This window comes from Acinetobacter sp. (assembly GCF_049284435.1).
Taxonomy (GTDB): domain Bacteria; phylum Pseudomonadota; class Gammaproteobacteria; order Pseudomonadales; family Moraxellaceae; genus Acinetobacter.
Map to the genome: position 1 here is coordinate 18,547 of NZ_JBAPXX010000135.1, position 13,412 is coordinate 31,958.

The 13,412-nt window shown below is 42.2% G+C and carries 12 protein-coding genes; 9 read left to right on the forward strand and 3 right to left on the reverse strand.

Annotated features, from left to right (window positions below; all coding sequences use genetic code 11):
* Positions 1-59: 59 nt before the first annotated feature.
* Both mhpT and mnmG read right to left on the reverse strand, forming a co-directional pair.
* Positions 60-1,265, reverse strand: a complete 1,206-nt coding sequence (gene mhpT, locus WAK81_RS11600) for a 3-(3-hydroxy-phenyl)propionate transporter MhpT (protein WP_422196933.1) — start codon at positions 1,263-1,265, stop codon at positions 60-62.
* A 314-nt stretch (positions 1,266-1,579) separates the two neighbouring features.
* A complete protein-coding gene (gene mnmG / locus WAK81_RS11605) occupies positions 1,580-3,460 on the reverse strand; it encodes a tRNA uridine-5-carboxymethylaminomethyl(34) synthesis enzyme MnmG (protein WP_422196934.1) in 1,881 nt (626 codons plus the stop codon).
* A gap of 255 nt (positions 3,461-3,715) precedes the next feature.
* Between mnmG and WAK81_RS11610 the strand changes: the two genes are divergently transcribed.
* The 8 genes from WAK81_RS11610 (at position 3,716) to purD (ending at position 11,910) form a co-directional block, all read left to right on the forward strand.
* Complete coding sequence (locus WAK81_RS11610; RefSeq protein WP_422196936.1) at positions 3,716-4,222, forward strand: hypothetical protein; 507 nt, start codon at positions 3,716-3,718, stop codon at positions 4,220-4,222.
* A 144-nt stretch (positions 4,223-4,366) separates the two neighbouring features.
* Positions 4,367-5,254, forward strand: a complete 888-nt coding sequence (locus tag WAK81_RS11615) for a bile acid:sodium symporter family protein (protein WP_422196938.1) — start codon at positions 4,367-4,369, stop codon at positions 5,252-5,254.
* 87 nt (positions 5,255-5,341) lie between these two features.
* A complete protein-coding gene (locus tag WAK81_RS11620) occupies positions 5,342-6,229 on the forward strand; it encodes a bile acid:sodium symporter family protein (protein WP_422196940.1) in 888 nt (295 codons plus the stop codon).
* 131 nt (positions 6,230-6,360) lie between these two features.
* Entirely contained in the window at positions 6,361-7,266 is a 906-nt protein-coding gene (gene prmA / locus WAK81_RS11625) for a 50S ribosomal protein L11 methyltransferase (protein WP_422196942.1), read from the forward strand.
* Between the two features lie 15 nt (positions 7,267-7,281).
* Complete coding sequence (locus tag WAK81_RS11630) at positions 7,282-8,160, forward strand: DUF3426 domain-containing protein (RefSeq protein ID WP_422196944.1); 879 nt, start codon at positions 7,282-7,284, stop codon at positions 8,158-8,160.
* A gap of 398 nt (positions 8,161-8,558) precedes the next feature.
* Complete coding sequence (gene fis / locus WAK81_RS11635; protein ID WP_001086304.1) at positions 8,559-8,828, forward strand: DNA-binding transcriptional regulator Fis; 270 nt, start codon at positions 8,559-8,561, stop codon at positions 8,826-8,828.
* Between the two features lie 95 nt (positions 8,829-8,923).
* The gene (gene purH / locus WAK81_RS11640) at positions 8,924-10,498 is read left to right on the forward strand and encodes a bifunctional phosphoribosylaminoimidazolecarboxamide formyltransferase/IMP cyclohydrolase (protein WP_422196946.1); all 1,575 of its coding nucleotides are present in this window, start codon (positions 8,924-8,926) and stop codon (positions 10,496-10,498) included.
* A gap of 128 nt (positions 10,499-10,626) precedes the next feature.
* A complete protein-coding gene (purD, locus tag WAK81_RS11645; protein WP_422196948.1) occupies positions 10,627-11,910 on the forward strand; it encodes a phosphoribosylamine--glycine ligase in 1,284 nt (427 codons plus the stop codon).
* A 44-nt stretch (positions 11,911-11,954) separates the two neighbouring features.
* Here the strand turns inward: purD and WAK81_RS11650 are convergent, their stop codons facing one another.
* Positions 11,955-12,647: a hypothetical protein gene (locus WAK81_RS11650; protein ID WP_422196950.1), complete on the reverse strand. Its 693-nt coding sequence runs from the start codon at positions 12,645-12,647 to the stop codon at positions 11,955-11,957.
* Positions 12,648-12,796: 149 nt separating this feature from the next.
* Here WAK81_RS11650 and WAK81_RS11655 point away from each other — a divergent pair, with 149 nt between their 5' ends.
* Positions 12,797-13,354: a GNAT family N-acetyltransferase gene (locus WAK81_RS11655; protein ID WP_422196952.1), complete on the forward strand. Its 558-nt coding sequence runs from the start codon at positions 12,797-12,799 to the stop codon at positions 13,352-13,354.
* Positions 13,355-13,412: the final 58 nt, after the last annotated feature.

Here is a 13,412-nt window from a genome sequence, read left to right on the forward strand (position 1 = left end):
ACGATAAAAAAGGGAATCTTCAGATTCCCTTTTTTGTATTGATAGATCTCAATGATCAATTACTTATGAGCAGCCTTATAACGTGATAGTGCAGTGACGGCTACTGCCGATATGACCACTGCTGGCAAACTTGCCACAAGAATACCAGTAGTGCCCAAACCTAATGCCAGAATTTTTCCGGTTAATAATGGTCCAGTCATTGCCCCTAAACGCCCTAAAGAGATCGCACTTCCTACACCGGTGACTTTACCCGCGCCTGTATAAAAAATTGGTGAGATCCCATACAGAATCGATTGGCCACCTGTAGAGAAAATACCACCCATGACTCCCGCAAAAATTAATAACGGAATAGAGGTTGTGGTGAATAACAATACCAAGGCAACAAACAAGCCACTATAAATGATAGTCGCCATTTGCCAGAGCTTTAAACGATCCAGTAAATAACCCAGACTCAAGGTTCCAATAACTGCGCCCACCTGGAACATCAACATCACCAAGAATGCTTGTTGTTTCTGCAAACCTTGTTCCATAAGTAAATTTGGCAACCAGCTAATCAAAATATAATTGATCATTAAGGTAAAAAAGAAACCAACCCAAAGAGGCACTGTATTTTTATACTGTTGCTGCTTGAACAACACCTCAGTCATACCCGGCACAGCTTCGCCAGAGACCTGCACCTCCGCATTCACCTTAGGCTTATCTTTAAGAATAAATGCCATCAATGGAATCAATGCTAAAGGTGTTAATCCCCCAATCAGAAATAGGGTTTGCCATTGAATCTTAGGAAGCAACATGGCCAGACCAGCAACAAAAATCGCACCTACAGGTAAACCACAATACATCAGACTATTTAGCTTGCCACGGTTGGCTTCGGTTGCTTCATCACCGACGACTGAAATCATGGTCGGCATTGCGGCACCTAAACCCAGACCGGTAAAGAAACGCGCTGCATATAAAACTTCGACGCTTGGCGCAATCGCAGTCAACGACATGAAAAGACCAAAAATAGTCACAGAGAGCATCAGGACTTTCTTTTGTCCTAGATAATCTGCAATACGTCCGCCAAAGAATGCGCCAAACAGCATTCCAAAGACACCCAGACTAAATACATAGCCCATTTGGATTTGATCTAAACCAAAGCTTGCCGCAATTCCTTTCGCCGCAATTCCGGGAGCTTGAAGATCAAAACCTTCAAAAAATGCGACCCAGAAACATAAGAATATAGTTAATATTTTTTGGGCTTTTCCGCTATATGGCTGTGCCATGAATGATCTCCATCAATAATTCACAAACCGTTTGATAGTCTGACGATCCGTTGCATTATTCTTAACCTAATCTTAATAGAGAAATAGCACGACAATAGTCGGATTTCAGCGCACTAGCATCTGTAAATACAATCTAAATTAGACCTAAAAGATTGTATTTATAGACGTAATACATCTTAATAATATCTATTATATATATTTATCAATAACTTAATTTAATAGTAGTTATTTTTAATTCAATGATAGTCAAAACTTATACAAAACTATAAGTCGATAAAAAGCCCGCTTAACGCGGGCTTTTCTAGCTCAAAATCTTAAGCAGATTTCTTTGCTTGTGCATTCTTACGAATTGTAATCATTACCAGTTGAACTGCTGCAGGCGTTACACCCGGAATACGACTCGCTTGCGCCAATGTTTCAGGACGAACATCTTTCAGTTTCAAAGTAATTTCACGAGACAGACCCGACACGATGTCATAATCAAAATCCGCAGGAATACGGGTTTCTTCCAGACGTTTCATTTGCGCAACGTCTTCATGCTGACGGTTAATATAACCCGCATATTTCACTGCAATTTCAATTTGCTCACCGACAAATGGTGAGACTTCAGAATTGGTCAATTCTGCAATTTGAGCAAATGAAATATTAGGACGTTTCAACAAATCAATCGCAGAACACTCTTTAGACAGATCTGCACCTGTCATTTCAACGAATTTTTTGCCCATTGGATTATTTGGTGCAGCCCACAGGTGTTGTAAACGACCCGTTTCTTTTTCCACTGCTTCCATTTTCTCACAGTACACTGCCCAACGCGCGTCATCCACCAGCCCCATTTCACGACCAATTGCTGTTAAACGCTGATCTGCGTTATCTTCACGTAGCATCAAACGGTATTCGGCACGTGAGGTGAACATACGGTACGGTTCTTTGGTACCTAATGTGATCAAGTCATCCACAAGTACACCCATATACGCTTCATCACGTTTTGGTGTCCATTGCTCTTGATCCCACGCACGGCGTGCAGCGTTCAAGCCTGCCAGCAAACCTTGCGCACCCGCCTCTTCATAACCGGTGGTACCGTTGATTTGACCAGCAAAATACAGGTTATTAATTGCTTTAGTCTCAAGCGTGAATTTCAACGCCTGAGGGTTGAAGTAATCATATTCGATGGCATAACCCGGACGAAGAATGTGCGCATTTTCCATACCACGGATCGAGCGAACCAGTTCAAACTGAACATCAAATGGCAATGATGTTGAAATACCGTTTGGATAAAGCTCATGGGTATCCAGACCTTCAGGCTCTAGGAATACTTGGTGAGAATCTTTATCGGCAAAACGGTGAATTTTATCTTCAATCGATGGGCAGTAACGCGGCCCCACACCTTCGATCACACCTGTATACATTGGTGAACGATCTAAACCGCCACGAATGATTTCATGCGTGCGCTCATTGGTATGCGTGATATAGCAATTCACCTGTTCTGGATGCATTGAAGCATCGCCCATGAATGACATGGTCGGAGACGGGAAATCACCCGGCTGTGGCGTCATCACAGAGAAATCTACTGAACGCGCATCAATACGTGGTGGTGTACCAGTTTTTAAACGACCTACAGGCAGTTGAAGCTCACGTAAACGATGTGCAAGTGAAATAGATGGTGGATCACCGGCACGACCACCACTCGATTTTTCTAAACCAACGTGGATGACACCACCTAAGAATGTACCAGCAGTGAGCACAACGGTTTTCGCATCAAAACGGATACCCATTTGGGTAACCACACCTTTTACAGTATCGCCTTCAACAATCAGGTCGTCTGCTGCTTGCTGGAAGATATCCAGATTGGCTTGATTTTCTAATGTATCGCGAATCGCAGCTTTATAACGTACACGATCCGCCTGCGCACGTGTTGCACGTACTGCAGCGCCTTTACGCGAGTTCAAAATACGGAATTGAATACCGCCCTTATCGGCAGCCAGTGCCATCGCACCGCCCAAAGCATCAATTTCACGCACCAAATGCGATTTACCAATACCACCGATGGCCGGATTACAGCTCATCTGCCCTAAAGTCTCAATGTTATGAGTTAAGAGTAAAGTCTGGCGACCCATACGCGCTGCAGCCAGAGCCGCTTCCGTACCGGCGTGACCGCCACCGATAACAATGACATCGTATACTTTAGGATAATGCATAGTGGTAATTGAGAGATAAAAAAGGATAGCTGAGCATTATAGCAAATTTCACTCTAAAGTAGACAAATTCAGTTGAATTTATCCTGAGATAAAAAACCGCTTCTATCCTGTAACAATCAAGCATTGTAATTTAACTTTGCAGAGGGACTATATAAATTAAACATATAAGTCTAGAAATTTACTCGATTTGCATTGTTTAATCTTGGGTATTTTTTAATCTATACAGTGGTTACATTACAAACAAAGGTATAAAAGATGAATAAGAATATTTTCCTCTCAACTGTTCTCTGTGGTTTATGCTTTGCGCCATTTGCAGCATCAGCAAATGACAAGGTAGACACCACTTACAATGCACAAAAGTACCAACAGGTTTGTAAAGGCAAAACCCAAGGTGCACAAGTCAGCTTTGCCCATCGGGGCATTATCTGGAATGGTACCTGTGAGCCGCAGTTTTTCGCTTCATCCAAAAACGCTTCAATCAAAGGCGATGAAGCCGAACTCATGAGTACCTGTAGCGGCAACAGTGGTGCGACCACTGCCACCATTAATGGTGCCGAAGTCAAAGGTAAATGTGCATTAGGCTTTATGCCACCACGCCCTCAGGGACAATCTCAAATGCAAAGCCAACCAATGCAGCCGCAAATGCAAAGTCAGCCTATGCAGCCACCGATGCAAAATCAACCAATGCAGCATCCAATGCAGCATCAGATGAACCAGCCAGCACAGCCTGACTCACCAATGCAAGGTCAGCCAGGTATGTAGCCGACATATATCTAAATAGTTTAGATTTCAAGTAAAAGCTTTGACGGGCAAAGTGACTGCATTTTGCCCGTTTTTTATTGCTTATTTATTCATCTAGGCTAAACTGGAAATATATCTATAAATGTATAATAAAAAGGCAAATTCATGGATTCGGGGTTTTTTAGCGTTTTTTTGCCAATTACATTGGCAATCATGATGATGGGGCTGGGGCTAGAACTCACCATCAAAGATTTCCTGCGCTTAATTCGCTATCCTAAAGTTATTTTTATTACTTTATTTGCGCAGTTAGTGCTGTTGCCCAGTATTGCTTTTTTTATTTGTCTGATTTTGGACTTACCCGCTTTGCTTGCTGTAGGTCTGATGTTGCTAGCTGCCTCACCTGGTGGCCCAACCGCAAACCTGCTTAGTTACATATATAAAGGTGATGTAGCACTAAATATTACTCTAACCGCCATTAATACCATCATGTCTATTTTTACTCTGCCCTTTATTATCAATCTGTCCTTACACTACTTTATGAGTCATGACTCAAACGTGACTTTTCCAGTTGAAAAGATTGTGCAGGTATTTTTAATTACCTTGATTCCCGTGATCATGGGTATGCTGCTTCGGGCCAAATTTCCAAACCTGTCGATTACAGTTAGCAGGCCCATGCGCTTACTCTCTATCGGCTTTTTAGCCATATTGTTGATATTTGCCATTTTCAGAGAACGTTCGAATTTGGTCGAATACTTTGCCAGTATTGGTACAGCAACTGCGATTTTATGTTTTTCCAGCCTGTTTATTGGCTATTGCATTCCTCTACTCATGGGCATTCCAGAGAAAATGGCACGCGCCTGTACCTTTGAAATTGGTATTCATAACACTGCCATTGCCCTCACCATTGCGATTTCGGTGTTGAACAATGTCACGATGGCCATTCCAGCGGGTATCTACACGATTTTTATGTACAGTTTCGCGACCATTTTCGGTGTGCTGATTAGCCGCCAACAAGTGGTGTATAGCAATAAAAGTCGTTTATCAGATTTGTAATTTATTTGGCTGATTCTGCTATAAAGCTGTATGCTTTTCCAAAGAAAATCAGAAGTATTAAAACAATTTTCGACAAGGAGCATACAGATGGATTCTGGCCTTATAACGATATTACTGCCGCTGGCACTTGCAATCATCATGATGGGGCTTGGTCTTAAACTGACGCCTCGGGACTTTAGCCGTGTCACTCGCCACCCCAAAGCCGTATTTATAGCATTGTTCTGTCAACTGGTTGTTCTGGTTGGTATTGCCTTTTTGCTTTGCAAGCTATTCGCTTTACCCCCCTTACTCTCAGTCGGATTGATGCTCCTGGCGGCTTCACCAGGGGGTGCAACGGCCAACCTGTTTAGCTACCTGTTCAAAGGTGACTTAGCCCTCAATATCACACTGACTGCAATCAATTCAGTCATTGCAGCGATTACCCTCCCTTTAATTATTAATTTTTCGATCATGCATTTTATGCAGGATAGTCAGCAAATCGGCTTACAATTCGGCAAGATTTTGCAAGTCTTCGCGATTATCCTGATTCCGGTTGGGATTGGCATGTTGATTCGGCGCTATGCACCAGGCGTGACAGCAAAACTGAATCGACCACTGCGGATTTTTTCCATTGGCTTTTTGGTCCTCATTATTATTGCCACACTCATTAAAGAACGAACAAATATCGGCGAATACCTGACCCAGGTTGGCCTGGCGACTGCCTTATTTTGCATCCTGAGCCTGGGTATTGGTTATCTGATTCCGCGACTGCTCAATATTAATAGCGCTCAAGCCCGCGCCAGTGCATTTGAAATTGGCATTCATAACAGCACCCTCGCCATGACCATTGCCCTGACCGTGATTGGCAGTGCTGCCGTGGCAATGCCGGCTGCAGTTTACTCTATTTTTATGTATATCTTTGCTGCAATTTTTGGCAGCTTGTTGAATCGGCTTGCACCACTCCCGGCGCAAATACCACTAACGAATCTGGATTAGATAAGCTCTGGAACGATTAAAAGGATGCTTCAGGCATCCTTTTTATTTTTGGAATGGATCAAGAAGATAGCAGCGTTGAGTCTGAACTTCCGTTACAATAGCTTTTTGAAAAATGTATAAAGGTTATTTCTGTGAAGTGGTTACAAATTCATATTACGGTTGAACAGGCTCAGGTTGATTTTACTGAGACATTACTCAGCTCGCTAGGCGCAGTGAGTGTGACTTTGGATGATGCTGAAAACCAGGATTTGCTGGAACCACTTCCAGGTGAAACACCACTTTGGAATAAAGTGATTGTGACTGGTATTTATGCACAGGAAGAAGGCGAAAAAATTGATGTTGCCGCACTAGAAACCTTTATTGGTGCACAAATGCCAGATGCTCCGATCCGTCATGAGTTAATTGAAGATCAGGCTTGGGAACGCACCTGGATGGATGCCTATGAGCCAATTCAGATTGCTGATAAATACTGGATCGTACCGGAGTGGATGGAAGCACCTGATGCCGATGCGGTAAACATCAAGCTTGATCCAGGTCTGGCTTTCGGAACAGGCAACCACGCTTCAACTTTCCTGTGCTTACAATGGCTCGGTAAGATTGATGTGAAAGATAAAATTGTCATCGATTATGGCTGTGGCTCAGGCATTCTCGCGGTAGCTGCACTTCTCTTAGGTGCGAAAAAAGCATATGCCACGGATATCGATCCACAAGCTGTACTGGCGACTCAGCAAAATGCTGAACTGAATGGCGTACTGGACAAACTTTATGTCGGACTGCCAGAAGAATTTAGAGATAAACTCGGCAATACCAAAGCTGACGTATTTGTTGCCAATATCCTGGCAGCACCACTAATGATGCTGGCTCCTGAGTTCGCAACTTTAATTAAATCTGAGGGACAGTTCGCACTTGCCGGAGTTATCGAAGAGCAAGTTGCTGATGTTACTAGCATTTACTCAAATTATTTTGATATATTAGAGGTAGAAAAACGAGACGAGCACTGGTGCCGTATCTCGGGTAAACGCCATAAGAACGAATGAGCCTATAAATAATCCATGAGTGACAAAAGAACCCATTGCCCTACCTGTTCCACCACCTATAAGGTCACAGTTGCTCAACTGACCGTTGCGCAGGGCATGGTTTGCTGTCCAAAATGTACCACTTCATTTAATGCCTTATCGCATTTGGTGACCGAAACCCGGAATTCGGTCACCGCCTCAATGTCTCACGCTCAGTCGAACTCCAGCGAATTCAGCAAAACTGATGCTCGAAATAACTCAGGTGTTTATCACACGGATCAGCAGCACAATCGTCATAGCCTGCTACAGATTTTTGATCAAAAAGTTGAACATTCCAATATTGACCTCGAAACCTATTTAAATAACCTGAATTATTTCAGTACCGAGCCGATTTCAGTCCTACCGAGCATGAACTGGGAAGATCAGGCAGAAAAGCAAACCAAACGCGGGCCAATGTACTATATAGGCTGGAGTTTACTCAATCTGTCACTGTTCAGCCTGTTGCTGTTTCAATTTTTCTGGTTCAATCCGCAATACATCAAAAACAGTCACGTCATGAATCTAGCCTTTAACAGTGCCTGTGAAGTGTTTAATTGTTCCAATCTGGAAAAATACTACACACTAATTCAGGCCAATAAAGTCAAAATCAAGGCAACAGGTAATAATGAAGCTGAGTTTAGCGGTGAGCTGATCAATTTTCATGACCGTAGCCTGGCCTTACCAATTTTAAGAATCAATCTGGAAAATCGCGGTGAAGTAATTGCAACTTATAACCTGTCCTCCGAAGAGTACCTGATTGAAAATCTGGTCAATATTCAGCGCATCCCCAAAAACAGCCCGTTTAAATTCAAATTTAAGCTTCCAGTCGATCGCAAAAGCTTTGATCGCTATACTTTGGAAATAATTCGCCCCTAATCTGCTGAGAAAGCATTAAAAAATTAAAAAAAGTTAAAAAAAATGCAGTTTTCTTGCTCACTTTTGCTTAGACAATGGTATGATACGCGCCACGAAAGCTATGTGCTGCAACTCCTCGCGACTTTTTCACAACAAATACAGTCTTGCCTAATGCGCTATAAAATTTATTGCGTATCGTGCAGATTTTTTTGTTTTGATTTTGGTCAGTAACAAAACTTTAACTATTGTTACGCTTATTTTTCGACCAAATCGCAGAGATGTGTCAAGCTACAGGCTCAATGTAATGACTAAGTTTTAGAACTTCCGTTTTAGGATCTAAAATGGAGTTCATTTCAATTTCTAGACCACTTTTATATATCACTTTACCCAAGTGATATTTGTTTTTCGGATTAATTCGCATGAATAGCAAATCTCCTATTTTTACTGCACAATCTGATGTTGCTTTACGTATCCACGTAGATCGCGCAGTTCGCCACTATTTTGCACAACTGCAGGGCGAGCAACCATCTCAGGTATACGACATGGTGCTAGCAGAAATGGAGAAACCTCTTCTATCTGTAGTTCTAGAATATACACGTGGTAACCAAACACGTGCTGCCGAGATTCTCGGACTCAACCGTGGTACTTTACGTAAAAAGTTAAAAGCTCACGGTTTAATGAGTGAATAAATGATAAAATGCTTGCGGCTTCCGCAGGCATTTTTTTTAACCTGTAAATTGCTGATTTTGTTTTATTCTGTTCCTTGAAAACTGTGACGAAGATCATGACTATTAAACGCGCTTTAATCTCTGTGTCTGACAAGACTGGTATTGTTGAATTTGCACAAGAACTTGCTGCTCTAGGGGTAGAAATTTTATCTACAGGTGGTACCTACAAATTGTTGAAAGACAATAATGTGGCTGTAGTTGAAGTTTCGGAGCATACAGGTTTTCCAGAGATGATGGACGGCCGTGTAAAAACACTACATCCGAAAATTCATGGGGGTATCCTGGCTCGTCGTGGTCTAGACGAAGCTGTGATGGCTGAACACAACATTGATGCTATTGATTTAGTCGTTGTAAACCTTTATCCATTTGCTGCAACAGTAGCAAAACCAAACTGTTCACTTGCTGATGCCATCGAAAACATCGACATCGGTGGTCCTACCATGGTTCGTGCTGCGGCAAAAAACCATGCATCAGTCGGTATCATCGTAAATGCATCTGACTACGCAACTGTAGTTGCCGAGCTTAAAGCTGAGGGTGCTTTATCTCATGCAACTCGTTTTGACCTAGCAGTAAAAGCATTTGAACATACTGCTCAATATGACGGCATGATCGCATCTTACTTAGGTGCTCGCGTAGGTAAAGAAGTAGGTCAAGCAGACAAGTTTGCACGTACTTTCAATACCCAATTGAACAAAGTTCAAGACCTTCGTTATGGTGAAAACCCGCATCAAGCTGCTGCATTCTATGTAGAAGACACAGCGACTGAAGCTTCTGTTTCAACAGCGAAACAGCTTCAAGGTAAAGAACTCTCTTATAACAACATTGCGGACACTGATGCAGCACTTGAATGTGTGAAATCATTTGCGAAGCCTGCTTGTGTTATCGTTAAACATGCAAACCCATGTGGCGTTGCAGTATCTTTAGACGGTATTCAAGCAGCTTATGATCTTGCCTATGCAACAGATCCTGAATCTGCTTTCGGTGGCATCATTGCATTCAACCGTGAATTAGACGTTGCAACTGCTCAAGCCATTGTAGATCGTCAATTTGTTGAAGTGATCATTGCACCGAGCGTTGCTGAAGGCGTTCTTGAAGTAACAGGCGCAAAGAAAAACGTACGTGTACTTGTATGTGGCGAACTTCCTGCAATTGATGCGCGTCAATCGCAACTTGACTACAAACGCGTAAACGGTGGTTTGCTGGTTCAAGATCAAGACTTGGGCATGATCACGAAAGATGATCTTAAAGTTGTGACCAAACGTGCGCCGACTGAACAAGAAATTGATGACATGATCTTTGCTTGGAAAGTGGCGAAATACGTGAAATCTAATGCGATTGTTTATGCGAAAAACCGTCAAACGATCGGGGTAGGCGCAGGTCAAATGAGTCGTGTAAACTCTGCCCGTATTGCTGCAATCAAAGCTGAACATGCTGGTTTAGTGGTTGAAGGTGCTGTTATGGCATCTGACGCATTCTTCCCATTCCGTGATGGTATTGATAACGCTGCGAAAGCGGGTATCAAATGCATTATCCAGCCGGGTGGTTCTATGCGTGATGAAGAAACCATTGCAGCTGCAGATGAAGCTGGGATCGCGATGGTCTTCACTGGCATGCGTCATTTCCGTCACTAATTAATTTTAAATCCTCCCTAGCCCTCCTTTAATAAAGGAGGGTTTTCTATATCATAGTAGAGCGAAGGGAGTCCCCCTTTTATAAAAGGGGGATTTAGGGGGATTCTATTTCAGAAGGATTTTTTTAAATGAATATTTTAGTTTTGGGTAATGGCGGTCGTGAACATGCATTGGCATGGAAAATCGCACAAGACGATAAAGTCGCTAAAGTCTTTGTTGCTCCGGGCAACGCAGGTACAGCCACTGAAAATAAATGTGAAAACGTAAATTTAAGCATTTTAGACAATGCTGCAATTATCGATTTCGCAAAAAATAATGCAGTTGAGCTTGTCATTGTCGGCCCAGAAGCCCCGTTAGTAAATGGTGTAGTCGATGCTTGCCGTGAAGCAGGTGTAAAAATTTGGGGTCCTACTCAATTTGCTGCACAGCTTGAAGGCTCTAAGGCTTTTGCCAAGCACTTCCTTAAACGCCACAACATTCCAACTGCATTCTATGACGTATTCACAGAAGTCGATGCAGCGAAAGCATTCGTTGAAAAAAATGGCGCGCCAATCGTAATCAAGGCCGACGGTCTTGCTGCAGGTAAAGGCGTGATCGTTGCCATGACCAACGAAGAAGCATTTGCTGCAATTGATGACATGCTTGCAGGCAACAAATTTGGTGACGCAGGTTCACGTGTTGTGATCGAAGAATTCCTTGCGGGAGAAGAAGCATCTTTCATTTGTATGATTGATGGCGACAACATCCTGCCAATGGCGACGTCTCAAGACCATAAACGTATTTTTGAAGGCGACCAAGGTCCAAACACTGGCGGTATGGGTGCTTACTCTCCTGCTCCAGTTGTGACAGCTGATGTGTTTGAAAAAACCATGAAAGAAGTGATGCGTCCGACTGTTGATGGTATGAAAGCAGATGGTCATGTATACACAGGTTTCTTATACGCAGGCTTGATGATTGATGAACAAGGTCAACCTAAAGTGATCGAATTCAACTGTCGTTTTGGTGATCCTGAAACCCAGCCTATCATGATGCGTTTAAAATCATCTTTGGTGGATCTGGTTGAAGCGGGTATTGCAGGTAACTTACCTGCGGACGCTGAATGGGATGAACGTAAGACCGTAGGCATAGTGCTTGCATCTAAAGGTTACCCAGAAACTTCAAGCAATGGCGATGTGATTTCAGGCTTAGACACTGAAATGACTGATGCGAAAGTGTTCCATGCAGGTACCAAAGCCAATGAAAATGGCGACATCGTGACTGCGGGTGGTCGTGTACTTTGCGTAACGGCACTTGGTAATACGATTGGTGAAGCACAAGCCAAAGCATTAGAACTTTGCCAAAAAGTAACGTTTGACGGCGTTCAATACCGTAAAGATATTGGCTACCGTGCAATTGCGCGTGAAAATGCTTAATCTTGGTTTAGGTTAAATAAAAACCCCGATTCGTTCGGGGTTTTTTAATCGTTAAAAATAGGTAAGGAACCATTGAACTCTGTAAACTCAGATTTAAAGATATTTTTAATTTTTGCTGCAATATTTTCATCAAGATCATCATGACTCCACAAGCCTAAATAATATTTTTCACCTAGAAACTCATGATATACAATCCACTCACCTGTTAATTGACCACTTTCCACTCTTAATTCATAATCATCGAAAGTATGCTTTTTAAGAACGCTCCATACTAAGCTTAAATCACTATCACCTTTTTTCTTTTCTAAGGCCCGACATTCTTGCGTAATTTGTTTCCACTTTTTATCTCTAATTAAAGGATCTAAGTACATTATTTTCATGTTTTTTAAATTACCTAGATGGAAATGTTTATGCCAAAGACCTTTTAACGGTTCATGTTTAAATGAAGTTTGTGTCTTAGTATGTGTTGTATAAACTGTAGACTCTTCTAAGACTTCAATCTCATTAATTATTTCAACAACAAACTCCTTCTTTCTCTTTAATTCCACTAATCCTTCAATAAAATACCAACTATACCTACATCCAACCAGTTGAAGCCATTTTCTTCTCTTTAAAAGCGCTTGCACATCGTAAAAAGCTTTCTCAGTCTGCTTACACCCCAAATATATTGGATTGACCAACAAACAAAAATCTTCGAATTTTAGGTTATAAATGTTAAGTTTCTGAGTATCTGACATTTTAATAGTCTTCTTCATATACTTGAGCAATTGATTCAATAGAGATGGAATTAATGAGAATATAATGAATAGAACCGTAGCATCTACTCAATATTAAATACTAAACAAAATCCATCTTCTTCAAACAATCAACTCAAAGCCTTTCTAATATGACTATTCCTATTCAAACCCCTCGCCTGATCCTCCGCCAATGGCAAGATTCCGACACTGCCCCATTTATCCAAATGTGTGCAGATGACGAGGTTATGCGCTACTTCCCTAAAAAACTCAATGCGACTGAGGCAACCGCTTTTCTTGAACGTATTCGTACTGACATAGAAACACGTGGCTGGGGACTCTTTGCTGTAGAACTCAAAGCCACAGGCGAATTTATCGGTTTTATCGGCTTACACGTTCATCCACCTGAATTTGAAATTGCCGATGCACCTGAAATCGGTTGGCGCTTGCTACCGCAATATTGGAACCAAGGCTATGCTACTGAAGGAGCCAAAGCAGTACTGAAATATGCCTTTACAACCCTGCGCCTAGAGAAAGTCATTTCTTTTACTGCATGCGTCAATACACCATCAGAACGTGTCATGCAAAACATTGGCTTAGAAAAAGTGGGAGAGTTTGATCATCCGCTTGTACCTGCCGATCATATCTTATGTAGACACGTACTCTATGAAAAACAGCGTTCGGATTATCTGTATATTCCTTTCTGTTAAAACAAGCTTGCAGTATCATGACCTGAGAAAACCAAGATCAGATCCTGCCTCGCCTAGT

What these genes read in the sequence shown, in the direction of transcription:
- purD (WP_422196948.1), top strand. Translation starts at nt 10,627, where the DNA reads ATGAATATTTTAGTTTTGGGTAATGGCGGTCGTGAACATGCATTGGCA.
- WAK81_RS11630 (WP_422196944.1), top strand. Translation starts at nt 7,282, where the DNA reads ATGAGTGACAAAAGAACCCATTGCCCTACCTGTTCCACCACCTATAAG.
- mhpT (WP_422196933.1), bottom strand. Translation starts at nt 1,265, where the DNA reads ATGGCACAGCCATATAGCGGAAAAGCCCAAAAAATATTAACTATATTC.
- WAK81_RS11620 (WP_422196940.1), top strand. Translation starts at nt 5,342, where the DNA reads ATGGATTCTGGCCTTATAACGATATTACTGCCGCTGGCACTTGCAATC.
- WAK81_RS11650 (WP_422196950.1), bottom strand. Translation starts at nt 12,647, where the DNA reads ATGTCAGATACTCAGAAACTTAACATTTATAACCTAAAATTCGAAGAT.
- fis (WP_001086304.1), top strand. Translation starts at nt 8,559, where the DNA reads ATGAATAGCAAATCTCCTATTTTTACTGCACAATCTGATGTTGCTTTA.
- WAK81_RS11610 (WP_422196936.1), top strand. Translation starts at nt 3,716, where the DNA reads ATGAATAAGAATATTTTCCTCTCAACTGTTCTCTGTGGTTTATGCTTT.
- WAK81_RS11655 (WP_422196952.1), top strand. Translation starts at nt 12,797, where the DNA reads ATGACTATTCCTATTCAAACCCCTCGCCTGATCCTCCGCCAATGGCAA.
- purH (WP_422196946.1), top strand. Translation starts at nt 8,924, where the DNA reads ATGACTATTAAACGCGCTTTAATCTCTGTGTCTGACAAGACTGGTATT.
- WAK81_RS11615 (WP_422196938.1), top strand. Translation starts at nt 4,367, where the DNA reads ATGGATTCGGGGTTTTTTAGCGTTTTTTTGCCAATTACATTGGCAATC.
- mnmG (WP_422196934.1), bottom strand. Translation starts at nt 3,460, where the DNA reads ATGCATTATCCTAAAGTATACGATGTCATTGTTATCGGTGGCGGTCAC.